Here is a 25,792-nt window from a genome sequence, read left to right as displayed (position 1 = left end):
TGATTTTAACATGAGGAGTTTGGGATGCTGGTGCCTAATGAATTAGACGTTGATACCTATCCATCTTATTCTTGGATGTTTATTAAATTCAAGGATTATCTAGGCCCAAATAGATATTTACAAGATGCTATTGATGACTTAAAGTCCGGACAAGAAAGAAGAAACTTTAATAATGCAATAAGAAATGCAAAATCAGCTCTTCACATGAAAGTTGATATCCTTTGTCGTTCCTTTTGTGGGGACGAGTATTTTAAATTATCTTTAAAAAATTTCCCACAGAAATTGGATTTTTTAGAAAGCATTGGCATTGTTAGGCCAAGAATAATAGACAAAATAAATAAATTAAGGAATAGCATTGAACATGAATATAGAGATGCAACTCTTGAAGAAGCCGAGGATTTCATAGATATTGTTCTATTATTCATTGAAGCAACCAAATATCTTAACTCAAGATTTCCTGCTGACCTTGATTTCCAACCCCCGGTTTTGTTTGAGGAAGGGTATTTAAGAAAAATAACATGTGAGTGGAGCATTGGTGAGCTAGTATTTAACTTTACCGATAATGAGAGCTATAGTAACCTACACATAAAAAAGCATATTATTAAAGTAGGTGACAAGCGATACAATCAATGGTTAAAATACATCATTGATAATAATGATTGATTTTTATCACAGTTCATGTTTATTTAGTGGTAATTATCAATTCACCACGCGATTAAAACGCAAAATAAAACATCTTAAAAATAAAGGTGGTGTGTCATGAGAGTTGAATATCTAGTTACCATTGAGATTACGAATTCTTTTTGCAAAACTAAAAAATCATTTTTAAATTTCATTCAATCAGACTCTGAGATTAATATAGTAGGAAAAAAAATAAATTACAGAGGTGATATTTTTGGGATTGAAATAACTGAAGCAAACTCTCCATCAGAAAAAAATAAGATATTTCATATCAAACTGTCAAACGAAAATGATGAGAGAGTAAATGAATTCACCAATTTATTGAAAGTTTTGAGAAACCTACTCCACATGGCATCAAAAAATAATATACAGACCTTGTGGGATGATATAGGGTTTAACTATTCGTTAAAGTGTTACCCAATCATTCATGAAATAGAAAATATGATGAGAAAACTCATCACAAAATTCATGCTAACAAATGTCGGCGTAGGTTGGGTTGAAACAGCTATTCCAGAGGAATTAAAAAAATCCAAGAGAACTAAATCATCGGGAAACGAAAATAACTATCTATATGACACTGACTTTATACAGCTTTCTAATTTTTTATTTGATACATACAGAACCCAGGATATTGAAAGTCTTATTTCCAAGATTAAAAGCCATAAAGAAAAATCAATTAACTCTGACGAATTAAAAGATTTCATCCCACAATCTAACTGGCAGCGATATTTTCAAAAACATGTTGAATGTGAAGGTAGCTATTTAAAATCAAAATGGGAAAAGCTCTATTTATTACGATGTAAAGTTGCTCATAATAACAACTTCGAAAAAACCGATTATGACTCCACCATTGAAATAACAAATGAGATAAGACCTATATTAGAAGATGCCATTGCATCTCTTGATAAAATAACTGTCCCAGAAGATGAACGTGAAGAATTAGCAGAGAATGTAGTCATCAATAACAGTGAACACTACGGTGATTTCATTGTGTTGTGGAAAAAATTAGAGTCGAAAATTTCTGAAGCAGCATATAAAAATGGAATATCCCTAAGTAGGCCGTCACTTTTCACAAGACCAGAGAGGGAGTTATGCAGCGCGAATATTATTAGTGAGGACATACTAAAGAGTATTTCTCAACTAAGACAGGTAAGGAATATTATTGTTCACAATTCCAACAAAGATTTTTCTATTGATGATCTTATTTTCTACAATCAACAAATGAAAAGCATTATAAATATAATTTAATCAAAAATTTAATAAAGTGATAGTTTTTATCTCTATCACTTTATTAAAAAATCACTATACCACTGTAACATGTCCCTACGTTTTTCAAGATACTGCGCATGATTATAAGTACCCCGAATACCATTCTTATCCACATGCGCTAGTTGCATCTCAATCCATGCAGACTCAAACCCCTGTTCATGCAGGATGGTAGACATTGTATGCCTGAAGCCGTGACCAGTGGCTCGCCCCTTATACCCCAGCAGCTCGATCACCTGGTTCACACTCTCCTTACTTATAGGCTTTCTGCGGTTGTTTCGTCCAATGAAAATGTAAGGATAGTGACCAGTGATCGGTTGCAGCTGTTTAAACAGTTCAACCACCTGATTAGAGAGCGGCACAATGTGCGGGCGTCGCATTTTCATACGTTCGGCGGGGATCTCCCAGATGGCACGCTCAAGATCGATCTCTTCCCACGTGGCAAAGCGCATTTCTTGCGTGCGGACGCCGGTCAGCATAACGATCTTCGCTGCATTCTTAGTGATGATGCTACCGGTATATCCTTCCAAATCCTTAACAAAGTAAGGTAGTTCCTCGGCCGAAAGGAACGGATGGTGCTTTTGTTTGGGAACGGCTAGCGCGCTGGCGAGATCTGGGGCTGGGTTATATTCCGCCCTACCGGTAATAATTGCGTAGCGGAATACCTCTCCGCAGCGCTGGCGTACCTTACGTGTCTTTTCCAATGCCCCACGCTTCTCAATGCGTCGCAGCACTTCTAGCAACTCTAAGGGCTTAATTTCTGCAATCGGACGTTGACCAATGTACGGAAACACATCCTGCTCAAAGGTACGCATGATTTCTTCCCTGTAGGCCAGAGTCCACCGGTCAGCCTTGTTCGTGTGCCACTCGCGGCTAATAGCTTCAAAGGAATTCTCAACAGAAAGCTTCTGAGCGAGCTTTTGCGCCTTTTTCTCGGCTACAGGGTCAATGCCATTAGCAACTTGCTTACGGGCCTCTCCGCGCTTTTCTCGCGCGTCGGCCAGCGTTACCAAAGGGTAGGTACCAAAGGACATTAGCTTGGCTTTTCCGGCATAGCGATAGCGAAAACGCCAACCTTTACTCCCGTCAGTGTTGATAAGGAGAGACAGGCCTTGGCCATCGTTGAGGGTGTAGGGCTTTTCCTGCGGCTTGGAACGTCGAATTTGTATATCAGTTAGGAGCATGTGTATAAGTGGATTCTGTGTATAAAAACATTATACGCATCATTATACACATTTTTCTCGGATTCAGGCGGTAACGCACGGACACTAGCGGACAATAAAATCACATAATCAATTGATTTTATACATTTTAATGGACTTTTCAGGAACTACCCGGACAAGCTTTGGCGGAAGATCACAGGAGTCGAACCTGCCCAGGACCGCTGGCGGCCCCAACCGGATTTGAAGTCCGGCCGCCCCACCGGGGACGAGGATCTTCCTTGGAGAAGGGAGAAGCAAGGCGCTGATTATAGCGCAGTTTGTTCACTGCGCTAAGCGGGAAATGGCGGCCGCCGGCGATTCGGCGGCCGGGGAGCGCTACTTCAGGAAATCCTTCACGTCCAGCAGGATGAACTCGTTGTCATCCGCCATATTGGGCTGGCGGCTGGAGGAGAACGGGAAGTTGTTGTCGTTACCGACGATGATGTGGTTGGCGTCCACCACGTCCACGTTCTCGATGGTGAAGAACGGGAAGGTCAGCACGCCGTCGTTCAGCGGCTTGCGCGCCAGCTTGTTCGGATCCTGAATGTTCATCAGGTCGATATAGCCCAGTTTTTCGACCGGTTTGCCGACGTTGGCGTCCGAGAAGGCGATTTTATACACCCGCTTGAACTTGGCCACCTGGCTGAAGCAGTTGTCGGTCGGCGCGCCGGCGGCGCAGGCTTTATCCGGCGTGCCTTCGCCGTTGTCGCGCTCGATCACCAGCCCGTGGGTGGCGTCGATCATGTTGAAGTCGCCGATGGCGTTCTGGTTGTCTTCCAGCACGTACTGCCAGCTGCGGCCGGTCCAGGCCTGCTGTTTCACGTCAAACTCCAGCACCCGCAGGTAGCGTTTGCCGCCGACGTTCTCGAACTGCTCGCCGTCCCACAGCGCCCCTTCCAGCAGCGGGTACAGCTTGCTGCCGTCCGGCGAGGCGGCCATGCCTTCAAAGCCTTTGGAACGCGCCACCTGGAAGTTCTGCTTGCCGTCCGGCGCGCCCGGCAGGGTCAGCGTCGGGTTGTCCGGCGATTTCACCACCTTGCCGTCTACCTGGGTGTCGAACACCGCCAGCACTTTGCCGTTCAGGTCGGCCTTGATCAGGTAAGGCCCGAACTCTTCACCGATCCATAAGGCATCGTCGGCAAACTGGAAGCTTTCCGGATCGAAATCGCTGCCGGTCAGATAACGCTTCTCGGTGCTCTCGTTGATGATGTGGAACGGCACCTTTTTATCCGGATCGTGCAGGAACACCGTCTTCAGCGGCGCGACCGTGCCGTCTTTGAAATCGATCTTGTAGTGGTTGAGGTACAGCATGGCGTCCGGGGAGTTGGCCTTGCTGCCGAAGCCGTTGTCGGTCAGCACCCAGTAGGTGCCGTCGGGCATGTGTTTGATGCCGGAGTGGCCCTGCAGCGGCTGGCCGTCGATCGGCAGGCCGAGGCCGGTCAGGCGATCGGCGGATTTGCCCGCCACGCTGCCCAGCTCGGTGACGCGTTTGCCGCTGGTGTATTTGCCGCTCTGCTGCAGATCGCTCGGCGCGTCCTTCGGCGTGGAAACGGCGGATTTCACCGGCAGCAGCGCATGCCCGGCCAGCGTCGCTTGCACCGGCTGCGCGTCGGCCCACAGGTTGGCGCTCAGCGCCATGCAGCCGACCAGCAGCGCCAGCCGGGTTTTGGTGTTGTGCATGTCATTGTCCCTTTTCGTTGTTATCGCCCAGAAGTAAAAGCAACGTCACTATAGGGAGCGGCAATGACAGAAATATTATTCGGCGAACGCCCGTCGGTAGCTGTGCGGATGGAAGCGCCAGGTGATGGCGATCAACACCACCACCAGCAGCGCGTGGATCTGCCAGTCCAGCACGAAGCCGCCGCTGTAGTCGCGCAGCAGGCCGGAAAGGTAGGGCGTCACACCCGCCAGCAGGAAGCCGACGCCCTGCATAAAGGCCACCAGTCGCCCGGCCGCCGCCGGCTGGTGCAGGTGATCGAGCGCCAGCACCAGGCACAGCGGGAACGCGCCGCCCAGCCCCAGCCCGGAAACCAACACCCACAGCCACGGCAGCGTCTGCGGCAGGTAAATCAGGCCGATAAAGCCGATCAGTTGCATCATCAGCGCCAGCAACAGCAGCGGCCGCCGGTCATGATTGCGCGCCAGCGCCGGCAGCAGCAGCGCGCCCACGACCTGGCCAAAGGTCATCAACGCCAGCAGCGAACCGCTGGCCTGCGGCTGCCAGCCGAGCTGCATGTAATACGGCGGCAGCCAGGCGATCAGGCTGGTATAGCCGCCGTTGATCAGGCCGAAATAGGCGCCGAGCAGCCAGGCGCGCCGGTTGCGCAGCAGTCCTGGCCCGCGGTTTTCGCCCGCCGCGCCCAGGCGAGACAGCCCGCGGCTGACCGGCCACCAGGCCAGCAGCGCCACCAGCGCCGGCAACGCCCACCAGGCCAGCGCGCTGTGCCAGTCGTGCCCTACGCTCATCAGCCACGGGGTGATCGCCGCCCCCAACCCACCGCCGCCCATCAGCGCCGCCGACCACAGCCCGGCCACCAGCGCCATGCTTTTGAGGAAATGATGCTTGATGATGCCGGGCATCACCGCCTGGATCACCCCGATGCCGAGCCCGCCCAGCACCGCGCTCATCAGCAGTTGCACGCTACCGGGGGCCAGTTCGCGCCAAAGCGCTCCCAGCCCGATCGCCAGCAGGCTCAGCGTCACGGCGCTGCGTTCGCTGAACAGCCGGTTGATGGCGCCGCCCGCCAGCGCCATCAGCCCCATCATCAGCACCGGCAGCGTGGTCAGCAGCGCCGCGCCGCCAAAGCTCAGCCCGGTAGCCTGGCGCAGCGTCGGCAGCAACGGGCCGATCGAGGTCAACAGCGGCCGCATGTTCAGGCCGATCAACACCAGCGCCAGCAACAGGGGGTTGAACCAGCGGCGCGAGGAGGATGAATTAACAGAATGATTTAACAAGGTATATTCCTGGTACTGCGAAATGAAGAGTGCGGCGTCACAGCGCGATCGCCGCAGCATTGCGTTACTGTAGGCAACGCCGCTAGTATTGGGAAATTAAATAATAAAATAGCCAACAGTGGGAAAATGAATCGCTACCCGATGTTCAATCCGCAGCTGCTGCTCAGCTTCGTCGCCGTATGCGACAGCAACAGCTTCACCCGCGCCGCAGAGCGGGTGTTTTTGTCGCAGTCCACCGTTAGCCAGCAGGTACGCCGGCTGGAAGAGATGCTGGGCAAGCCGCTGTTTGAGCGCTCCTCGCATCAGGTGCTGCTGACCGAAGAAGGCGTCAAGCTGTTGAGCTACGCGCGCCGCATTATCGCGCTAAATGAAGAAGCCCACGACGCGCTGACCGGCATCTGGCGCGACGGCGTGCTGCGGATCGGCATGCCGGAAGATTTCGCCGTGCCCACCACCGAGCTGCTGGCCGACTTCAGCCGTGAGCACCCGCACCTGCGGCTGGACGTCGCCAGCGGCCTGAGCGCCGATCTGCACAGCGCCTACGCGCGTGAAGAGCTGGATCTGATCCTGGTGAAACAGCGCCGCCGGCAACCGCCGCGCGCCGCGCGGCCGGAACCGCTGCTGTGGCTGGACAGCCTGGCCTTCCCGGCCATCGAGCAATCGCCGGTGCCGCTGGCGGTGTTTCCGCTCAACGGCCTGTACCGCGAAGAGCTGTGCCAGGCGCTGGACACCCTCGGCAAACGCTGGCGCATCGGTTACAGCAGCGCCAGCCTGGCGGCGCTGACCGCCGCTTCCGCCGCCGGGCTGGGCGTCACCCTGCTGCCGGCCGGCTGCCGTCTGCCCGCGCACCGGGTGCTGGGCGAGGCCGAAGGATTACCGCCGATAGACAGCTTCGAACTGGCGCTCTACTACCGCGACGGCGCCCCCGCCGCCACGCTGGCGCTGGCCCAGCGGCTAACGGTGTTTTGCGGGTTGAAATGAGACCGCTTACGCCACTATCTGCGTATGTTCGCGCTGCAGCCAGTCGATAATCCGTACCCACAGCGCTTCTGTCTGCTCAAGGCAAGCTTGTACCGCCGCGTCCGTCACCAAGTCGCCGGAATAATCCGCCACGTTGCGCTGTTTTCGCAATGCATCCAGGCAGATCATTGCCTCGCGCGGCAACCCTACAGTGAGCGGCAACGTTTGGATCATGGTCTGGTGATGGCCAGGCCTGCTGGTCAGCGTGCGGTATCCTTTGGCTTGCAAAGCGGCATTGGCCATTTGCATGACCGCCTTATATACCATGTCGAAACGGCTCTCATTGCTGAGCTGAGTGATACCCGCATCGCGTCGGTTGCGAGCGGCGGCGGCCAGCAATTTTTTAATCGCCCCCGCGTCAGGCGTTATCACCTCCAGTCCCAGCCCGACCAGATTGTCCAGCGTCATCCTTGTCTCCCGCAATCCAGAGTTGGGGTTTCTGCATAATGTCCTGAATAAACGCGGAGTTCTCGGCCAAAGCCGCTCGCCACTCTTCCGGCGAGTACAGTTTGGGGTTAATTTCCCGACCCAGCGTTGCCTGCAGCGGATAAACCGCCTGAATTACATCCGTAAAAGACAGTTTACCGACGATCAGAACATCGATATCACTGGCCGCCGTCGCTTTGCCACTGGCGACGGAACCAAAGATGAAAGCCCGTTCGATGTCCTCCCCAAATCCAGTCAGCACCTGCCGTAAGCGCGCAGCCGGGCCGCAGGTCTTGCGGAAAATCGCCGCCAGCTCGGGAAAAATCAGGCAATCGGCGTTAGCCTGATAGCAAATTTGGTTGCCCTGCCGCTGCCGGAGCAAGATGCCGCCTTCAGCCAGCCGGCTCAACTCTTTATGTAAAGTCCCGGCCTGAGTTGCGGTGCGCCGCGCAATTTCTCGCACATGAAACGCCTGCCCGGCTTCAATAAACAGCAGGCTTAGCACTTTTCTACGGTATTCGCTGAACAGTAATTCGAGCATCGGATCGTGCATCACGCTGACCTCAATGTAGCTTTAATGACTACAAATGTAGCCATTAAAGCTGCGAAAGAGCAAGCCAAGAGCACCCTTCCGCCGGCAGACGCCGATCATTACCAAATCGAATAGTCACCAGTGGCAAATGTCGCTGCCAACCGGTCGGTTCCTCTCCTAAATTGGGGGATGTTTTCACTCCCTCACCTCTGGATTAAGGAACCGAACGTGGAAAACCCTCAGCAACCGGGCCGCAGAGCCTTCCTCAGCCAAACCGGCAAACTCACCACCGCCTGCGCGGTGATCGGCCTGACCGGCGGCATGGCGCAGGCCGCGTCACCGGGCGACGGGCAATGTGCGCCAACGCCGATGACCCTGACCGATCGCCACTACTGCCTGAGTGAGGTGCGGCTCGAAGACGGCTTTGAATACGACGGCGAAACGGTGATCGGCACCCGCACCGCGCTGTATACGCTTGAGATCAAAGACGGCAAGATCGCCGCCATTCATGCCGCCAACGCCGCGCTGCCCGCCGGCGTGCCCCGCTATCAGGCGCAGGGCCAGCTGCTGCTGCCGGCGTTTCGCGATATGCACATCCACCTGGACAAAACCTTCTACAGCGGCCCGTGGCAGGCGCCGCGCCCGCGCCAGGGCAAAACCATCATGGACATGATCGCGCTGGAGCAGACGCTGATCCCGACACTGCTGCCCACCTCACAGCAGCGGGCGGAAAATCTGATCGCCCTGCTGCAGTCCAAAGGCAGCACCGTGGCGCGCAGCCACTGCAATATCGATCCGGTCAGCGGCCTGAAAAGCCTGGAGCACCTGCAGCGCGCGCTGGAAAACCACCGGGCGGACTTCAGCTGTGAAATCGTCGCTTTCCCGCAGCACGGCCTGCTGCACTCCAGGGTCGATGCGCTGATGCGCGAAGCGATGCAGATGGGCGTGCAGTACGTCGGCGGGCTCGATCCGACCAACGTCGACGGCGCGATGGAGAAATCGCTGGACGCCATGTTCCAGATCGCCCTCGATACCGGCAAAGGCGTGGATATCCACCTGCATGAAACCAGCCCGGCCGGGGTCGCCGCCATCAACTACATGATCGCCACCGTGGAGAAAAACCCGGCGCTGCGCGGTAAGGTCACCATCAGCCACGCTTTCGCCCTGACCACGCTGACGCCGGGCGAACTGGCGGAAACCGCCACCCGGCTGGCGGCGCAGCAGATCACCATCGCCTCCACGGTGCCAATCGGCGGCCTGATGATGCCGCTGCCACAGCTCAGTGAGAAAGGGGTGTTCGTGATGACCGGCACCGACAGCGTGATCGACCACTGGTCGCCGTTCGGCACCGGCGACATCCTGGAGAAGGCCAACCTGTATGCTCAGCTGTACCGCGGTTCCGACGAGTATCACCTGTCGCGCGCCATGGCCATCTCCACCGGCGGCGTGCTGCCGCTGGACGATAAGGGGCAGCGCGCCTGGCCGAAAGCCGGCGATGCCGCCGAGTTCGTGCTGGTCAACGCCAGCTGCTCCGCCGAGGCGGTCGCCCGTCTGCCGGCGCGCAACGCCACCTTCCATCAGGGGCGCCTGGTCGCCGGCCAGGTGAGCAAAGCCTAAGGTCGGTCCGCTGTTGTCATCATGATGGCCGTTTTTGGCCTTCTGCCAGAGTCAGTAGCGGCGCAAGATGGTCGCTACACACACTGGCGGAGGGCCGAAAATGTCACAGAGCGCGTTATTGATCATCGATGTCCAGCAATCATTCCAGCACCGTCCATTCTGGCAAGAGGACGATCTGCCGGCGTTTCAGCAGGCGCTGGCCCGCCTGATCGCGGGCTGCCAACGGCACGGCGCGGCGCTGGTCGACGTGCTGCACGTTTCGCCGCAGGGGCCATTCTCACTGGCTTCAGGCCATGTGCAGCGCCTGCCGTTCCTCACCCACCAGGCGGATATCACCGTGCATAAGCATGTGCACAATGCGCTGACCGAATCCGGCCTCGACGCCTGGCTGCGCGAACGGAATATCAACCACCTGATCGTCTCCGGCATCCGCACCGAGCAGTGCTGCGAAACCACCACCCGGGTGGCGTCCGATCTCGGTTATCGGGTGACTTTCGTCACCGAGGCGACGCTGACCTTCCCGATGCGCCATCCCGACGGCGAAGTCTTTACCCCCGCGCAGTTGAAACGGCATACTGAAACCGTACTGGTCGATCGTTTTGCCCGCATCGCCAGCGTGGATGAGGCGCTGGCGCAACTCGCACAGGAGTAACCATGTCGCAGGCCGTCTATTTTCTGCTGTTGCCCAACGTGTTGTCGCTGGACGTCAGCGGCCCGGCGGAAACCCTGCGCCTCGCCGGGCAGTTCACCCTGCGTTATCTCAGCCCGGCGCCGCAGATCGTCTGCTCCATCGGCATGACGCTGAGCGGCCTGCAGCCGTTGCCCGAGCGCCTGGAAGACGGTGCCATCCTGGTGCTGCCGGGCGTCGGCGATTCGCAGCGCTATTTCGCCGGGGAAGAGGCCGAGCAGGCGCGCCGCTGGCTGGCGACGCTGCGGCCCGACCTGCAGCGGCAGCGCATCACCCTGGTGTGCATCTGTTCCGGCGCGCTGCTGGCGGCGCAGGCCGGGCTGCTCGACGGCTATCAGTGCACTACCCACCACGACGTCATCGAACGTATCCGCCGGCAGGCGCCGGCAGCGCAGGTGAAAGAGAACCGTATCTTCGTCGAAGATCGCGGCGTCTACACCAGCGCGGGCATCACCACCGGCATCGATTTGGCGCTGCACCTGGTCCACCGCCACTGCGGTTCCGGCCGGGCGCGCGACGTCGCCCGCGATATGGTGGTCTATTTCCGCCGCGCCGGGGACGATCCGCAGCTGTCGCCCTGGCTGCGCTACCGCAACCACCTGCACCCGGCGGTGCACCGCGCGCAGGACGTGATGGCCGCCGAGCCGGAGGCCGACTGGTCGGTGCCGCAGATAGCGGAGAAGGCGCACGTCAGCAGCCGCCACCTGGCGCGGCTGTTTCGCAGCCACGTCGGCATCAGCGTGCGGGAATATCATGAGCAGCTGCGGCTGGCGGTGGCGCAACAGCGCCTGCAGCAAGGGTATGGCTTGGAGAAGGCCGCGCTGGCGGCCGGTTTTTCTTCCGGGCGGCAGCTGCGCCGCGCCCAGCAACGCCAGCACTCGCCGCTATGACACCAGCCGGCGGGTATCCAGCCGCTGCAGGCCGACAGACAGCAGCAGGCTGAGCCCCAGCGCCACGCCGAACACCCAGAAGATATCCAGCAGCGGGTGGCCGGTGAAGTCCAGGTGCCGGCTGCGCATCACGTTGACGATAAGGGCGTGAAAACCGTAAATCGCCAGCGAATGGCGGGAAAACGCGCTCAACCAACCGATCGGCTGCGGCAGACAGTGTTTCACCCACACCAGCAGCGCCACCGCCGCCATAAACACCAGCGGGCCGCTGTAGATGTAGTAGGTATCGGCGAAGTTGCCGTTGATGAACAGCTGATGTTTGGTGCCGCGTGCGATCAGCGCCACGCACAGCGCAAATCCCAACGCCGCCAACCAGCCCACGGCGCGCCCGCGCGCCTCCATCATGCCAATCGCCCGTCCGGCCAACGCATACAGCAGGTAGTAGAAGGTATCGCCGTAGATATACAGGTTAACCGGCAGCAGATGCGCGTTGCCGAAGGTCAGCTTATCGGTATTCGGGTTGGCGATCGCCGCCAACACCACCAGCGCGGCGGCCAGGTAGCGGCGCGACACCGGTTTGACGCTGATCAGCGGCGACAGCAGGTAAATCACCGCGATAGCGTAGAAAAACCACAGATGATAGAACACCGGCTTTTGCAACATGCCGCGCAGCGACGGCCAGAAACCGATCTTAGTGAAAGCCGCGATGTAGATCAGCGCAATGGCGCTGTAGAACAGAATGCAGCTGACGATGCGGGTGAAATGCCGGCGGCCGGCGCTCTTTTCGCCGAAGAACAGGTAGCCGGAAATCATAAAGAACAGTGGCACCGATACGCGCGACAGCGAGTTCAGCACGTTGGCGATGTCCCAGTTGTGCAACCCTATTGCCACGCCGTTGGTGACGTAATAGGTGGTGGCGTGGATCATCACCACCATCATGCACGCCATCGCCCGCAGGTTGTCTATCCAGCCGATTTTCTCGCTCAAACGCTCGCCCGATCTTGTGTCATATTGATATGTTAAGAAGAGGTTATCGGGCACGGCGTTCGGCGACAACCCAAAAGCGAAATATCAGAATGCACTTAAACAACACCTTATGATTGCGAAGGTGAACAATTGGCGGCAAAATAGCCGCCATAACTCGCTCAGTTTGCGCTTCCCGCCCTGGCAGTTCCTTTTTCTCTTTTACTATCAGTACAATAATATGAAAACGACATTACCACCTGCGGCACGTTTGGGCCGACAGGCGCTTTTATTCCCTCTTTGTCTGGTGCTGTTCGAGTTCGCCACCTATATCGGCAACGATATGATTCAGCCGGGCATGCTGGCCGTCGTGGCGGATTTCAACGCCGGCGAAGAGTGGGTACCGACCTCGATGACCGCCTATCTGGCCGGCGGCATCTTCCTGCAGTGGCTGCTCGGGCCGCTGTCGGATCGCCGCGGCCGTCGCCCAGTGATGCTGGCCGGGGTGGCGTTCTTTATCGTCTCCTGCCTGGCGATCCTGCTGGTCACCACCATCGAGCAGTTCATCGCCATGCGTTTCCTGCAGGGCATCGGCCTATGCTTTATCGGCGCGGTCGGCTACGCCACCATCCAGGAGTCGTTTGAAGAATCGGTGTGCATCAAAATCACCGCCCTGATGGCCAACGTGGCGCTGATCGCCCCGCTGCTCGGGCCGCTGGCCGGCGCGGCGCTGATCCACGTCGCGCCGTGGCAGAGCATGTTCGTGCTGTTTGCGGCGCTGGCGGCCATCGCCTTCTACGGCCTGTGGAAAGCCATGCCGGAAACCGCCACGCTGCAGGGCGAGGCGTTTTCCGCCGCCAACCTGTGGCGCGACTACCGCCAGGTGCTGGGCAACCGCCGCTTCCTGTGCGGCGCGCTGGCGATCGGTTTCGCCAGCCTGCCGCTGCTGGCCTGGATCGCCCAGTCACCGGTGATCCTGATCAGCGGTGAGTCGCTGTCGACGCTGGACTACGGCCTGCTGCAAATCCCGGTGTTCGGCGCGCTGATCCTCGGCAACCTGACGCTGGCGCGCCTGACCGGCAAAAACAGCGTGGAGCGCCTGATCAAGCTGGGCGCGGGCCCGATGCTGCTGGGGCTGCTGATCGCCGCGCTGGCAACCCAGTTCTCCAGCCACGCCTACCTGTGGATGACCGCCGGCCTGAGCCTGTACGCTTTCGGCATCGGCCTCGCCAACGCCGGGCTGTACCGCCTGACGCTGTTCTCCAGCAATGTCAGCAAAGGCACGGTGTCGGCCACTATGGGCATGCTGAGCATGATGGTATTCACCGTCGGCATCGAGCTGGCCAAGGTCGCCTACGTCTGGGGCGGCAGCGGGCTGTTCAACCTGTTCAACCTCATCAGCGGCCTGTGCTGGCTGACGCTGGTGGCGCTGTTCCTCGGCAAACGCCGCAACGGCGACCCCACACCGCAGCCGACCGGCGCGGTGTAAACGCGACGATAAAACGCCGGTCCGGTTTCCCGACCGGCGTTTTTTTATGCGGCCTCAGCCGAGCAGCCCCCACAGCGCATACCCCGCTCCCACTACCGCCACCCCCAACAGCAGCAACGCCGACAGGACAGAGATCGCCCGCCGCGCGCGCTGCAGCGCCTTTCCCGACAGCAGGGTGATATAGGCCAGCAAGATGGCGAAATCCGCCAGCACCCACAGCGCGGTCAGCAGCGTCAGGCTGGCGCCGATCGAGGGAGTGACGGCGATGAACTGCGGGAAAAAGGCGACGAAGAAGATGATGTCCTTGGGGTTAGCGATGCCTACCAGAAAACCGTTTGCCATCGCCGAGCGTTTTTGCGATGGTGCAACGGGCTGCGCATCGGGGGTTCGTGCGGATAAATCCTCATACAGCGAGGCGATCGCCATGCGGCCGATAAACAGGCAGCCCAGCAGGCCTATCCACTGCAGCAAGCGCATATCCACCGCGAACAGCCCGGTGACAACCAGCGCGGCAATACCGATCAGCAACAAAGAGGCCCCATTGCTGCCCAGCGCGGTCAACAGCGCGCGCCGGGCGCCAAAGCGCGCCGCGGTGTTGGCGACCATCATCACCACCGGCCCTGGCGTGGCGATCAGCAAGAAAATGGCGGCGAAATACGCCGCCAGCAACGACAGGTTCATCTTTATTTCACTCACATTCAGGCGGTTGGCGTCGGATCATTATGGTGCCGTAGCCCCCGCCTTGAAAAAGGAGTAATCCTGTCGTTTACTGTGAGCCAGACTCATTCTTAGAGACGCCGCGATGGCCAGTTCCCTTCCGCCGCTTTACGCCCTGCGCGCTTTCGAGAGCGCCGCCCGCACCGGCTCGTTCACGCTGGCCGCCGACGAGCTGCATCTCACCCCCAGCGCCGTCAGCAAGCACATCAAAACGTTGGAGCAGCACTTCGGCTATCGGCTGTTCCAGCGCAACGGCCCACGCATCGAGGTCACCCCGCAGGGAAAAATCTTCGCCGCCGAGCTGCAGCAAGGGTTTGGCCGCATCGAACAAGCCTGCGAGCTGTTCAGAAGCCACCGCGATCTGCTGCGGATGAAGGCGCCCTCCACCCTGACCCTACGCTGGCTGCTGGACTGCCTGAGCCGATTCCGGCAAACGGCGCAGGCGTTCGAGGTGCAGGCAGCCAGCGTGTGGATGGACATCGACAGCGTGGATTTTTTCAGCGAACCCTACGACTGCGCCATCCTGCTCGGCAACGGCCATTTCGGCGCCAATACCGCCGCCGCCAAGCTGTTCGACGAATGGCTGATCCCAATTTGCGCCCCCGCGCTGCTCGCCGACGCGCAGCGCGATCTCGCCACCTGCCCGCTGATCCATCCTTCGCCCGATCGGCGCGACTGGCGGCGCTGGCTGCAAAAAAGCGGCATCGCAGCCCCGATCGATCTCACACGCGGCCAGGTATTTGATTCGCTGGAACAGGGCAACGCGGCGGCCATCGCCGGGCACGGCGTTTCGATCGGCGATCTGGCGCTGAGCCTGCGGACGATTGAGGAGGGGTTATTGGCGCTGCCTTGTGACGCCGCCGTGCGCACCGGCGACGGTTACTATCTGGTTTGGCCGGAAGAATCGGCAAAACGGCCGCTGATCGAACGTTTACAGGCGTTTCTCACCGCCCAAACGCCCGACGTCAGCCGGGCCGCCGTCAGGTTTATCGGGTAGGGGACTCGCTACCGAACAGCCCGCCGTCGCGCAGCAGATGCTCGTTGCCCTTGCGGCGGGTAAAGCCGCTGCGATCGAAGAACTCCAGCACCTGGATCGCCAGCTTGCGCCCGACGCCGAGCCGATCGCGGAAATCGGCGGCGTTGGCGCCCCCGCGCTCCGCATCCAGCTCGCGGATCAGCGCCGCGAATTGATCGATGCGTCGGCTGAGGTAGTAGCGATCCACCACCACCGCCGTCACATGGCCCAGCTGAGCCGCCTTGCGCAGCAGCGCCCGTACCCGGCTCTCTTCCTCGCCCAGTTCGCTCGCCAGATCGCGCACCCACCACGGCTCGTCGCCGAACAGCGGTTCGATGCGCGCCCACAGCGGCGCCTCGTCGGCGCTGAACGCCAGGCCGTGTTCCGGCAAGTGCAGCCAGCCGCGCGTATTGCGCAGCGCGCCGGCCTTCAGCAGCCGATCGATCATCATAAACACCAGCGCTTCCGGCTGCTGAGGCAGCGCCATGCGCCGCAGGCGGGCGCGTCCTAACCCCAGCTGGTCGGCGTGCTGTTGGTGATACTCCGCCAGCACCTGTAGCAGGCGGCTCTCCGCCTGTTGCACCTGCTCCTGCGCCAGCGCTCGGTCACCGACGATCAGCAGATCGCGGTTCGCCAGCAGTGCCGCCAGGCCGTCGTCGGTCAACTGACGCGCCCAGGCGAACGCCACCAGCGACAACGCGCCGTGCGGCAGCTCAAGCGCCAGCGCCCGCACGTCGTCCTGCGCCTGCGCCAAGGCCTGCAGCCATGCCAGATAGTCCGGCTGACGCTTGCCGCGCTTGGGCGCATTCAGCCTGAGCACCCGGGCCGCGCCCAGCGTTTGCCGCGCGCCGATATCGCGCAGCACCAGCCGATCGTTTTCCGCCAGCCACAGCGGGCGATCGAGGATCAGTTCCGCCAGTCCGTCGTTCAGCAGCGAAATGCGCCCGGTGATGTGGCTGGCGGCATGGTGCAGATGCAGCGGCTGCCAATGGCGGATCGGCCGATCCGTCTCCAGCGCCACCAGAATGCGTTCCGCCGCTTCGGGCGGACGCTGCGCCAGCAGCCAATCACCGCGCGCGATCCGCTCTTTATCGACATCGCCGCTGATGTTAAGCGCGATGCGTTGCCCGGCCTGCGCCTGTTCCACGGTTTGATTCTGGGCATGCAGGCCGCGCACCCGCACCGGCGCGTCGGCGCCAGTCAGCCACAGCGTATCCCCCACCTTCACCCGGCCGCCGAGCGCGGTGCCGGTCACCACCAGCCCCGCCCCTTTGACGCTGAACGCACGGTCTACCGCCAGGCGAAAACGGCGCGTCAGCGCGTGCTCGCCGGGCGACAACGCCAGCAAATGCGCGCGCAGCGCCTCGATGCCCTCTCCCGCCGCCGCCGCGGTGACAAACAGCGGCGCATCGGGCCAGCCCTGGCGCGCCAGCTCGTCGCGCACCTGACTGCGCACCTCGTCGACACGCGCCGCCTCCACCCGGTCGGCCTTGGTCAGCGCCACCGTCAGCGCCGGACGCCCGCTCAGGCGCAGGATCGCCAGATGCTCGCGGGTCTGCGCCATCACGCCATCATCGCAGGCCACCACCAGCAGCGCATGGTCAATGCCGCCGACACCCGCCAGCATATTGGCGAGGAATTTTTCGTGGCCGGGCACGTCGATAAAGCCCAGTACCCGGCCGTCCGGCTGCGGCCAGTAGGCGTAGCCCAGATCGATGGTCATGCCGCGGCGCTTCTCTTCCGGCAGGCGATCCGCATTGATCCCCGAGATCGCCTGCAGCAGGGTGGTTTTGCCATGATCGACATGGCCGGCGGTGGCGATGATCATGATGCGCTCAACGCGTCGATCAGCGCCCCTTCCTGTGCCAGACAGCGCAGATCCAGCCACAGCCGGCCGTCGCCGAGACGGCCGATCACCGGCTGCGGCAGGCGGCGCCAGCGCTCAGCCAACGCTTCCAGCGTGGCACCGCGGCCGTCGCGCGGCGTGAAGGTCAGCGCATAGCTGGGCAGGCGATCCACCGGCAGCGAACCGCTGCCAATCTGCGACCAGCACGGTTCGGCGCGCAGCTCGAAATCGGCGGTGAACCGTGGAGTCAGCGCCGTCAGCAGCCGCTCGGCCATCTGTTGCATCTCCTGCTGCGGGCGGGTCAGCAGCCGCAGCGTCGGCAGCTGCTCAGCCAGTTTTTCCGGTTGCAGATAGAGCCGCAGCGTGGCCTCCAGGGCCGCCAGCGTCAGCTTGCCGACGCGCAGCGCGCGCTTGAGCGGATGCTGCTGCAGGCGCGCGATCAGCGCCTTTTTGCCGACGATGATGCCGGCCTGCGGGCCGCCCAGCAGCTTATCGCCGGAGAACGTCACCAGATCGACGCCGGCGGCCAGCAACCGCTGCGGCATCGGTTCGGCGGGCAGGCCGTACTGCGCCATATCGATCAGCGAGCCGCTGCCCAGATCGGTGGCGGTCGGCACGCCCTGTTCGGCCCCGAGCAGCGCCAGTTCGGCCTCATCGACCGCCGCGGTAAAGCCCTGAATGCTGTAGTTGCTGGTGTGCACTTTCATCAACAGGCCGGTCTGCTCGTTGATGGCCTGGCGGTAATCCTTCAGATGGGTGCGGTTGGTGGTGCCGACCTCAACCAATTGACAGCCGGCCTGGCGCATCACGTCGGGAATGCGGAACGCGCCGCCGATCTCCACCAGCTCGCCGCGCGACACCACCACCTCTTTGCCGGGGGCGATCGCCGCCAACATCAGCAATACCGCCGCCGCGTTGTTATTGACGATGCAGGCGTCTTCCGCGCCCGTCAGCCGGCACAGCAGATCCGCCACAGCCCGATCGCGATGACCGCGCCCGGCGCCGTCCAGATCGTACTCCAGCGTCACCGCCTCTCCCATCACCGCGCTGACCGCGTCCTTCACCGGCTGCGCCAGCAGGGCGCGCCCGAGGTTGGTGTGCAGCACGGTGCCGCTGAGGTTGAACACCGGCAATAACGCCGGGCGTTGCTGCCGGGCCAGCTCCGCCCGCAGCGCCTGCGGCCAGTCGCCGCACCAGGCCGGTAAACGTTGCTGTTGCTTGATAGCGTCGCGCGCCTGGGCCTGCAGCCGGCGCAACAGTTCGCCGATCAGCGTCTGGCCATGCTGAGCCACCAGCGGTTCAATCGCGGGTTCACGCAGCAGGCGGTCGATGGCGGGCAGTTGACTGTAAAGAAGGTGGGATTCAGTGCTCATGGTCGCTCGGTTTTCAATTTAGACGTATCGGCATAGCAAAACCCCGCCGCGGCGGGGAGAAAAGAACGTTCAGGGCGGTGCCGTGCGGGCGAAACTTTCGCGGGCGAACAGGCGTTCGGCCAGCTTGACCAGCGCCGGACGTTGGACGCACCAGTTGGGCAGAATGTGGCGGAAATTGAGGTAGCCCAACGCGCAGCCGGTGGCGATATCCGCCAGCGTCAGCCGCTCGGCATTGAGCCACGTTTTTTCCTGCGCCAGCGCCTCCAATGCGTCCAGGCCCTGCGTCAGCTTGTCACGCTGGCGTAGCATCCAGTTTTCGTCCTGCTTTTCCGGCGCGCGCCGGCTTTCGCGGAACAGCGTCGCCGCCGCTTCAGTCACGCCGTCCGCCAGTGCCGCCACCCGGCGGACGCGCAGCGCGGTGGCGCGATCGGCCGGCAAAAACGCCGGCTCCACCGTCAGCAGTTCGAGGTATTCGGCCACGATCGGCGAGTCGTAAAACACCTCGCCATCATCGGCGATCAGCACCGGCACTTTGCCGAGCGGGTTCTGCTCCTTCACCCGGCTGCCGGGCTCATACGGCGGATCGTTGACGAATTCAAACGCGATCCCCTTCTCCAGCAGCATCACGGAAATCTTGCGCACAAAGGGGCTGGTGTAACTGCCGATAAGCTTCATCCGGTCTCCTCCGCTTCGTCCTGGCCGCAGCGCAATGCCCTTACTTCACCGCCAGAGTATCGATAATCCGCTGCACCAGCGCCTGATGCACTTCCGGCGTTTTGGCCGGCGACAGCATTTGCAGCGTCACTACTCGCTTGTTGAACACCGTCAACACCAGGGTGGAAACCACCTTTTGCCCGTTGACGGTCTGCTCGGTATCCACCCGGCGAAACTTCTGTTTGCCGACGGTGAAGTTCTCTTCTTTGGTGGTCTGGATATTCTGATAGCGCTCGGCCAGCACCGTAATGGCGCTCTGCGTCAGCTCTTTCAGCATTTTGTCGCTGGTATTGATCTTCATGCCGTCCGGCGGGATCACTTCGGACGAAACCGCGCTCTGGCGCGACTTGCCGTCGAGGAAGCGCTGGATGGTGGAGGTGCTGTCATTAACGATGCCGCTGTTCAGCGTTTGATCGCTAAAGCCCGGCGGCAACTCGAAGGTGATCTTGCCCTTCTGCAGCGACACGTTCAGCCCCGGCGGCGCGGGCGGGGTTTCTACCGGCGCAGGCGGCGGTGGCGCGGGCTGCGTCACGGTCGGCTTGGTGTCCGGTGGCGGCACCGCCGGTTTGGTGTCGTCCTTGTTGTCGCAGGCCGCCAGTCCGATCGCCAGCACGGCGACCGCGGTCAGTTTTGCCAGGGTGTTTAACATCGTGGTTCCTTTCGCTTGGCGCGTCATGGCCTAAACGTAGCAACTCGCCCGGGCGAATGCCAGAAGCCCGTTCTTAAATTGCGGGTCCGGCCCCGCGCGAACGGGGCCGGGCGGTTACTCCGCCGGGAACAGGAACGGATTGATGCTGCTGCGGCCGAAGCCTTCCTCTTCCATGCGGGCGTCCAGCACCAGCGAAGCCAGATCGTCAGCCACCGCTTCGACCTGCGGGTCTTTTTCCTGATAGAGGATCTTCAGGTAAGTGCCGCAGTCGCCGCAGCTTTCCGCCTTCACCGCCGCCTGTTCGCTGTCCAGCGACCAGTAGTTGAGATCGCGGGTCTGCTCACAGTTGCTGCACTTCACCCGCACCACGTGCCATTCGCTTTCGCACAGGTTGCAGTGCAGGTAGCGCAGGCCGTTGACGGTGCCGATATGCACCATGCTGGAGACCGGAATGCTGCCGCACACCGGGCAGAACTGACGCTGCTCGCCGTATTCGGCGCGCGCCTTGCCGGGGATCAGGCTGGCCATCTGCGCCCAATAGAGCGACAGCGCGGCCCAGAGGAACGGCGCCTTCTCGCTGCCCACCTTGCCAAACTCGCGGTTGAGCAAGGCGTCGGCCATCAGCTCCAGCTCGTGCGCCGAGGCTTTCTCCAGGTTGTCCAGCACCGCCAGGATATGCTCCGGCGCCTGCGGGCGCAGCTCGGCGATCAGCGACGTCAGCAGCTTGCGCCAGTGCTCGCTGCGCGGGAACACGCTCAGATCGAGCGGCGGTTTGCCGCTGGCGGCGCCCTGCGCCAACGCTTCGCTCAGATCGAGCGCCAGCGGATTATCGTGCAGCGCATGTTGCTGCGCCTGCGCCAGTTCAGCGGCGAAGTTCAGATAGTCGCCCAGCGGGTTGTCGACCGCCAGCTGACGCAGACGTTCGGCGCGGCGGCTGTACAGGCTTTTCAGGTTGGCGAAAAGTAACGGCGGGATGTTCTCCGCCGTTGTGGACTTCTCACGCTGTGCCCCTAACTGCTCTTTAGGAACGATGCGGATACTCATCAGGGTTTATCTTCCTGTCGTTTCTCGCGGACCTCACGGTACCAGCGCGGATGATGTTTCTTGGCCCAGGCCGCCGGCACCCAGCCTTCCACCATCGCGGTAATGGTGCCTTTTACCCACAATGCGGCGTAAATGTGCACCATAATCACGATGATAAGGCCGACCGCGGCCAGCGAATGCACCAGCAGCGCGATGCGGATCAGCGGGATGGAGAACGACGGCGCGAAATACGGCCGCCAGATCACCACGCCACTGGCCAGCAGCAGCACCAGGCTGATAATCGCCGCCCAGAACACGCACTTCTGGCCGAAATTATAGCGCCCGGTGTCACCCACTTCCTCGTTCATGGCGATTTTGTGGATGTTCTTGGCCCAGACGATATCTTCCCGGTTGATCAGGTTATGCTTCCAGTAGCGCAGGAACATCAGCAGGAACGCGGCAAACATGATCACCCCGACAAACGGGTGCAGAATGCGCGCCAGCTGCGGCGTCCCGAAGATGTTCATCAGCCAGTTGAAGGAGGGGAAGAAGAACCCCAGCCCGCTGATGGCGGCGAACACGAAGCAAAACGCCACGATCCAGTGGTTGATGCGCTCCGGTGCGCTGTAACGCTGAATGGGCTTTTCCTTTCTCATTTGCGCGTCTCCTCGTCATGCGACTCGTCGTGCTCATCCTCATCGTCGACGCGGTTAGGCCCGACGCCGACATAGTGGAACACGCTGGCCGCGAAGGTGGCGGCAAAACCGATGGCCGCCAGGGGTTTCCACACGCCCTTCCAGAAGGTCACCGCCGGGCTGATGCTCGGGTTGTCCGGCAAACCGTGGTACAGCTGCGGTTTGTCGGCGTGGTGCAACACGTACATCACGTGCGTGCCGCCCACCCCCGCCGGATCGTACAGACCGGCGTTCTGGTAGCCGCGGGTGTTCAGCTCGCTGACGCGATCCGCCGCCACCTGCTTCATCGCTTCCTTGGTGCCGAAGTGAATGGCGCCGGTCGGGCAGGTTTTCACGCAGGCCGGTTCCTGGCCGACGTCCACGCGGTCGACGCACAGGGTGCACTTGTACACCCGGTTGTCGTCCTTATTCATGCGCGGTACGTCGAACGGGCAGCCGGCGATGCAGTAGCCGCAGCCGATGCAGTGCTCGGACTGGAAGTCGACGATGCCGTTGGCGTACTGAATGATCGCGCCTTCCGACGGGCAGGCCTTCAGGCAGCCCGGATCGGCGCAGTGCATGCAGCCATCCTTGCGGATCAGCCATTCCAGCTTGCCGTTTTCCTCCACCTCGGAGAAGCGCATCACCGTCCACGACTTGGCGGTCAGATCGGCGGGGTTATCGTACACCCCGACGTTGTGCCCCACTTCGTCGCGGATGTCGTTCCATTCGGAACAGGCCACCTGACAGGCCTTGCAGCCGATACAGGTGGTGACATCGATCAGTTTGGCCACTTCTTCCTGGTGGTCACGGGCGCGCGGCGCCGGCGTGAAGCCATTGGTGGCGGATTTACGAATGATGTCTTGAGATTGCATGGCCATAATTCGTCTCCGTTACACCTTTTCCACGTTGACCAGGAACGCCTTGAACTCCGGCGTTTGCGTATTGGCGTCGCCGACGAACGGCGTCAGCGTGTTGGCGATAAAGCCTTTCTTCGCCACCCCTTCGTAACCCCAGTGAATAGGGATGCCGATGGTGTCGACTTCCTGGCCGTGCACCTGCAGCGTGCGAATACGCTTGGTCACCACCGCCTTGGCCTTGATGTAGCCGCGGTTAGAACTGACCTTCACGGTATCGCCCTGCTTGATGCCCTTCTTCTCCGCCAGCTTTTCGCCGATCTCCACAAACTGCTCCGGCTGCGCGATGGCGTTCAGCCGCGCGTGCTTGGTCCAGTAGTGGAAGTGCTCGGTCAGACGATAGGTGGTGCCGACGTACGGGAACTTGTCGGATTTGCCCATCGCCGCCAGATCGTCCTTGAACACGCGCGCCGCCGGGTTGGACACCACGTTCGGGTGCAGCGGGTTGGTGCCGAGCGGCGTTTCGAACGGCTCGTAGTGTTCAGGGAACGGCCCTTCCGCCATCTTGTCGGTGGCGAACAGGCGGCCCATGCCTTCCGGCTGCATGATGAACGGCCCGACGTCGCTGCCCGGCGCAGCGGTGCTGTAGTCCGGGATATCGGCCCCGACCCACTTGGCGCCGTCCCACTCCAGCAGCTGGCGTTTCGGATCCCACGGTTTACCCTGCGGATCCGCCGAGGCGCGGTTGTACAGAATGCGGCGGTTGAGCGGCCATGCCCAGGCCCAGCCCAGCGTGTTGCCGAGGCCGGACGGATCGGCGTTGTCGCGCCGCGCCATCTGGTTGCCGGCCGGCGTCCAGCTGCCGGCGAAGATCCAGCAACCGCTGGCGGTGGTGCCGTCGTCGCGCAGCTGCGCGAACGAGCTGAGCAGCTCGCCTTTTTTCACCACCACTTTGCCGTCGGCATCCAGCAGATCCGCCAGCGCCTTGCCGTTGTTCTCCTGCGCCACCTCTTCCGGCGCCGGGTTGTCCGGCGTCAGGTAGTCCCAGCGCATGTTCAGCACCTGTTCAGGCACCGCACCGCCGTCGCGCGCATACATCTCGCGCAGGCGACTGAAGATGCCCGCCAGGATCTCGCCGTCGTTCAGCGCTTCGCCCGGGGCGTCTGCGCCTTTCCAGTGCCACTGCAGCCAGCGGCCGGAGTTGACGATCGAACCGTTCTCTTCGGCGAAGCAGGTGGACGGCAGGCGGAACACTTCGGTCTGGATCTGCGAAGGATCCACCTCGTTGAACTCGCCGTGGTTCTGCCAGAAGTTGGAGGTCTCGGTGTTCAACGGATCGATGGTCACCAGGAACTTCAGCTTGGACAGCGAAGCCACCACCTTGTTTTTGTTCGGGAACGACGCCACCGGGTTAAAGCCCTGGCAGAAGTAGCCGTTGACCTTGCCCTGCGCCATCATCTCGAAGTACTGCAGCACGTCGTAGCCTTTGTCCCACTTCGGCAACCAGTCAAAGCCCCAGCTGTTGTCCTTCTGCGCCTTATCGCCGTAGAAGGTCTTCATCATGCTGACGAAGAATTTCGGGTAGTTGCCCCAGTAGTTTACCTGGCCCGGCAGCAGCGCCTTCGGCGTGTTGGCCTTCAGGTAGGTGTCGAGATCGGTCTGTTTCTCCGACGGCAGCGTCATGTAGCCCGGCAGGCTCTGCGACAGCAGGCCGAGATCGGTCAGACCCTGGATGTTGGAGTGGCCGCGCAGCGCGTTGACGCCGCCGCCCGCCATGCCCATGTTGCCGAGCAGCAGCTGGATCATCGCCATGGTACGGATGTTCTGCGCGCCGACCGAGTGCTGAGTCCAGCCCAGGGCGTACAGGAACGAAGCGGTTTTATCCGCGACGCAGGTTTCGGCGATGTATTCGCACACCTTGAGGAAATCGTCCTTCGGCGTGCCGCAGATGTTGGTCACCACGTCAGGCGTGTAGCGGCTCACGTGCTGCTTCAGCATGTTCCACACGCAGCGCGGATCCTGCAGCGTGACGTCGCGCTTGGCGAAGCCGTTCTCGTCGAACTGGTAGTTCCAGGTGGTTTTGTCGTACTTGCGGTTTTCCGCGTCGTAGCCGCTGAACAAGCCGTCTTCGAAGGCAAAGTCTTCCCGCACCAGCAGGCTGGCGTTGGTGTAGGCCTCGACGTACTCGCGGTTAAACTTGTTGTTGGTCATCAGATACAGCAACACGCCCGACAGGAAAGCGATGTCGGTCCCGGAGCGGATCGGCGTGTAGAAGTCCGCCACCGATGCGGTTCGGGTAAAGCGCGGATCGATCACGATCAGCTTGGCATTGTTGTGTATTTTGGCTTCCATCGCCCAGCGGAACCCCACCGGATGCGCTTCCGCCGCATTACCGCCCATGACGATAATCAAATTCGCGTTCTTGATATCAACCCAGTGGTTGGTCATCGCACCGCGACCAAATGTTGGAGCAAGACTTGCTACCGTTGGTCCGTGTCAGACACGCGCCTGGTTGTCTACGGCAAGCATGCCGAGAGCGCGACTAAATTTTTGCGACAGAAAACCGGTTTCGTTGCTGGCGGCCGAGGCGCACAGCATGCCGGTGGTCAGCCAACGGTTGACGGTAACGCCCTGGTCGTTGGTTTTGATGAAGTTGGCATCGCGGTCTTCTTTCACCAGCTTGGCGATGCGGGTAAAGGCGTCGTCCCAGCTGATGCGTTGCCATTTGTCCGACCCTGGCGCCCGGTATTCCGGGTACTTGAGGCGGCTTTCGCTGTGGATGAAGTCAACCAGGCCGGCGCCTTTCGGGCAAAGCGCGCCGCGGTTTACCGGGTGATCCGGATCCCCTTCGATATGGAAAATGCTTTCTTTGGCGTTCTTGGCGCCATCACCAAGGCTGTACATCAACAGCCCACAGCCGACGGAACAATACGTACAGGTATTACGGGTCTCACGGGCGCGCAGCAGTTTGTACTGCCGGGTTTCCGCCAACGCCACTTCGGGGGCAAAGCCCAGCGCGGCCACCGTCGTTCCTGCCATACCGCCAGCGCAGATCTTAAAGAACTGCCTTCTGCTGACCTGCATGGGGGTCTCCTTTACTCTCGATTGTCACATTGTTCAAATGCGCCTGCCCCGCTAGCGCGGCAAACGCGAATGTCACTGTTGTTATGCTTGCTACGAACGCCGGCCATATTA

General features: G+C 60.3%; 23 protein-coding genes and 1 tRNA gene. 8 read left to right on the top strand and 16 right to left on the bottom strand.

The features are described from left to right. Positions 1-24 precede the first annotated feature (24 nt). Together ACJ8J5_RS17695 and ACJ8J5_RS17690 are read left to right on the top strand one after the other, a co-directional pair. Positions 25-663 carry a hypothetical protein gene (locus ACJ8J5_RS17695; RefSeq protein WP_414104986.1) on the top strand — a complete coding sequence of 213 codons (639 nt, stop codon included), beginning with the start codon at positions 25-27 and terminating at the stop codon, positions 661-663. 96 nt (positions 664-759) lie between these two features. Beyond that, the gene (locus ACJ8J5_RS17690; protein WP_414104985.1) at positions 760-1,929 is read left to right on the top strand and encodes a hypothetical protein; all 1,170 of its coding nucleotides are present in this window, start codon (positions 760-762) and stop codon (positions 1,927-1,929) included. A 35-nt stretch (positions 1,930-1,964) separates the two neighbouring features. Here the strand turns inward: ACJ8J5_RS17690 and ACJ8J5_RS17685 are convergent, their stop codons facing one another. From ACJ8J5_RS17685 to ACJ8J5_RS17670, 4 genes are all read right to left on the bottom strand, one after another. Beyond that, entirely contained in the window at positions 1,965-3,131 is a 1,167-nt protein-coding gene (locus ACJ8J5_RS17685) for a tyrosine-type recombinase/integrase (RefSeq protein WP_414104984.1), read from the bottom strand. A 162-nt stretch (positions 3,132-3,293) separates the two neighbouring features. Further along, positions 3,294-3,388: transfer RNA gene (locus tag ACJ8J5_RS17680), tRNA-Sec, on the bottom strand. A gap of 97 nt (positions 3,389-3,485) precedes the next feature. Beyond that, entirely contained in the window at positions 3,486-4,829 is a 1,344-nt protein-coding gene (locus ACJ8J5_RS17675) for an esterase-like activity of phytase family protein (RefSeq protein ID WP_025304806.1), read from the bottom strand. Between the two features lie 75 nt (positions 4,830-4,904). Next, positions 4,905-6,104, bottom strand: a complete 1,200-nt coding sequence (locus ACJ8J5_RS17670) for a cyanate transporter (RefSeq protein ID WP_141971772.1) — start codon at positions 6,102-6,104, stop codon at positions 4,905-4,907. Between the two features lie 126 nt (positions 6,105-6,230). On the opposite strand from ACJ8J5_RS17670, the gene ACJ8J5_RS17665 reads away from it, so the two are divergent. Next, positions 6,231-7,085: a LysR family transcriptional regulator gene (locus ACJ8J5_RS17665; RefSeq protein ID WP_164099870.1), complete on the top strand. Its 855-nt coding sequence runs from the start codon at positions 6,231-6,233 to the stop codon at positions 7,083-7,085. Between the two features lie 6 nt (positions 7,086-7,091). Here the strand turns inward: ACJ8J5_RS17665 and ACJ8J5_RS17660 are convergent, their stop codons facing one another. Then, positions 7,092-7,532, bottom strand: coding sequence for a DNA-binding protein (locus tag ACJ8J5_RS17660; protein ID WP_414104983.1), 441 nt, complete (start codon positions 7,530-7,532; stop codon positions 7,092-7,094). Further along, positions 7,483-8,103: a nucleotidyltransferase domain-containing protein gene (locus ACJ8J5_RS17655; RefSeq protein ID WP_043140802.1), complete on the bottom strand. Its 621-nt coding sequence runs from the start codon at positions 8,101-8,103 to the stop codon at positions 7,483-7,485. Before ACJ8J5_RS17655 ends, ACJ8J5_RS17660 begins: the two co-directional genes overlap by 50 nt. Positions 8,104-8,310: 207 nt before the next feature. Here ACJ8J5_RS17655 and ACJ8J5_RS17650 point away from each other — a divergent pair, with 207 nt between their 5' ends. From ACJ8J5_RS17650 to ACJ8J5_RS17640, 3 genes are all read left to right on the top strand, one after another. Continuing rightward, positions 8,311-9,699 (top strand): amidohydrolase family protein, encoded by a 1,389-nt coding sequence (locus tag ACJ8J5_RS17650; RefSeq protein ID WP_147823444.1) that lies wholly within the window; start codon positions 8,311-8,313, stop codon positions 9,697-9,699. 100 nt (positions 9,700-9,799) lie between these two features. Next, a complete protein-coding gene (locus tag ACJ8J5_RS17645; protein WP_141996944.1) occupies positions 9,800-10,351 on the top strand; it encodes an isochorismatase family protein in 552 nt (183 codons plus the stop codon). 2 nt (positions 10,352-10,353) lie between these two features. After that, the gene (locus ACJ8J5_RS17640; protein ID WP_141996943.1) at positions 10,354-11,277 is read left to right on the top strand and encodes a GlxA family transcriptional regulator; all 924 of its coding nucleotides are present in this window, start codon (positions 10,354-10,356) and stop codon (positions 11,275-11,277) included. Here the strand turns inward: ACJ8J5_RS17640 and ACJ8J5_RS17635 are convergent. After that, positions 11,272-12,264, bottom strand: a complete 993-nt coding sequence (locus tag ACJ8J5_RS17635) for an acyltransferase (protein WP_197835789.1) — start codon at positions 12,262-12,264, stop codon at positions 11,272-11,274. The genes ACJ8J5_RS17640 and ACJ8J5_RS17635 overlap by 6 nt on opposite strands. Before the next feature lie 217 nt (positions 12,265-12,481). Here ACJ8J5_RS17635 and ACJ8J5_RS17630 point away from each other — a divergent pair, with 217 nt between their 5' ends. Then, positions 12,482-13,729, top strand: coding sequence for an MFS transporter (locus ACJ8J5_RS17630; protein ID WP_049204735.1), 1,248 nt, complete (start codon positions 12,482-12,484; stop codon positions 13,727-13,729). Positions 13,730-13,783: 54 nt separating this feature from the next. On the opposite strand, the gene ACJ8J5_RS17625 is transcribed toward ACJ8J5_RS17630, so the two are convergent. Next, positions 13,784-14,410 carry a LysE family translocator gene (locus tag ACJ8J5_RS17625; protein WP_060434888.1) on the bottom strand — a complete coding sequence of 209 codons (627 nt, stop codon included), beginning with the start codon at positions 14,408-14,410 and terminating at the stop codon, positions 13,784-13,786. A gap of 121 nt (positions 14,411-14,531) precedes the next feature. Between ACJ8J5_RS17625 and ACJ8J5_RS17620 the strand changes: the two genes are divergently transcribed. Further along, a complete protein-coding gene (locus ACJ8J5_RS17620; RefSeq protein WP_442520486.1) occupies positions 14,532-15,443 on the top strand; it encodes a LysR family transcriptional regulator in 912 nt (303 codons plus the stop codon). On the opposite strand, the gene selB is transcribed toward ACJ8J5_RS17620, so the two are convergent. The 8 genes from selB to fdnG form a co-directional block, all read right to left on the bottom strand. Then, positions 15,433-17,289 (bottom strand): selenocysteine-specific translation elongation factor, encoded by a 1,857-nt coding sequence (gene selB / locus ACJ8J5_RS17615; protein WP_414104982.1) that lies wholly within the window; start codon positions 17,287-17,289, stop codon positions 15,433-15,435. The two genes, ACJ8J5_RS17620 and selB, sit on opposite strands and share 11 nt — an antisense overlap. Further along, positions 17,286-18,680 carry an L-seryl-tRNA(Sec) selenium transferase gene (gene selA, locus ACJ8J5_RS17610; RefSeq protein WP_414104981.1) on the bottom strand — a complete coding sequence of 465 codons (1,395 nt, stop codon included), beginning with the start codon at positions 18,678-18,680 and terminating at the stop codon, positions 17,286-17,288. Before selA ends, selB begins: the two co-directional genes overlap by 4 nt. 69 nt (positions 18,681-18,749) lie before the next feature. Beyond that, positions 18,750-19,355 carry a glutathione S-transferase gene (locus ACJ8J5_RS17605; protein WP_141996935.1) on the bottom strand — a complete coding sequence of 202 codons (606 nt, stop codon included), beginning with the start codon at positions 19,353-19,355 and terminating at the stop codon, positions 18,750-18,752. 40 nt (positions 19,356-19,395) lie between these two features. Beyond that, positions 19,396-20,043: a DcrB-related protein gene (locus tag ACJ8J5_RS17600; RefSeq protein WP_025304791.1), complete on the bottom strand. Its 648-nt coding sequence runs from the start codon at positions 20,041-20,043 to the stop codon at positions 19,396-19,398. 114 nt (positions 20,044-20,157) lie between these two features. Beyond that, the gene (gene fdhE, locus ACJ8J5_RS17595; RefSeq protein WP_004934019.1) at positions 20,158-21,087 is read right to left on the bottom strand and encodes a formate dehydrogenase accessory protein FdhE; all 930 of its coding nucleotides are present in this window, start codon (positions 21,085-21,087) and stop codon (positions 20,158-20,160) included. After that, positions 21,087-21,722 carry a formate dehydrogenase cytochrome b556 subunit gene (gene fdoI / locus ACJ8J5_RS17590; RefSeq protein ID WP_004934017.1) on the bottom strand — a complete coding sequence of 212 codons (636 nt, stop codon included), beginning with the start codon at positions 21,720-21,722 and terminating at the stop codon, positions 21,087-21,089. Before fdoI ends, fdhE begins: the two co-directional genes overlap by 1 nt. Next, positions 21,719-22,621: a formate dehydrogenase subunit beta gene (gene fdxH, locus ACJ8J5_RS17585; RefSeq protein WP_033649532.1), complete on the bottom strand. Its 903-nt coding sequence runs from the start codon at positions 22,619-22,621 to the stop codon at positions 21,719-21,721. Before fdxH ends, fdoI begins: the two co-directional genes overlap by 4 nt. 12 nt (positions 22,622-22,633) lie before the next feature. Next, entirely contained in the window at positions 22,634-25,681 is a 3,048-nt protein-coding gene (fdnG, locus tag ACJ8J5_RS17580; RefSeq protein WP_154618048.1) for a formate dehydrogenase-N subunit alpha, read from the bottom strand. Positions 25,682-25,792 lie beyond the last annotated feature (111 nt).

Source organism: Serratia sp. CY43202 (assembly GCF_052168755.1).
In the GTDB taxonomy this organism is placed as follows: domain Bacteria; phylum Pseudomonadota; class Gammaproteobacteria; order Enterobacterales; family Enterobacteriaceae; genus Serratia; species Serratia bockelmannii.
Note: the sequence above shows the minus strand (reverse complement) of the source record. Positions and strands in the feature narration are given on the sequence as shown.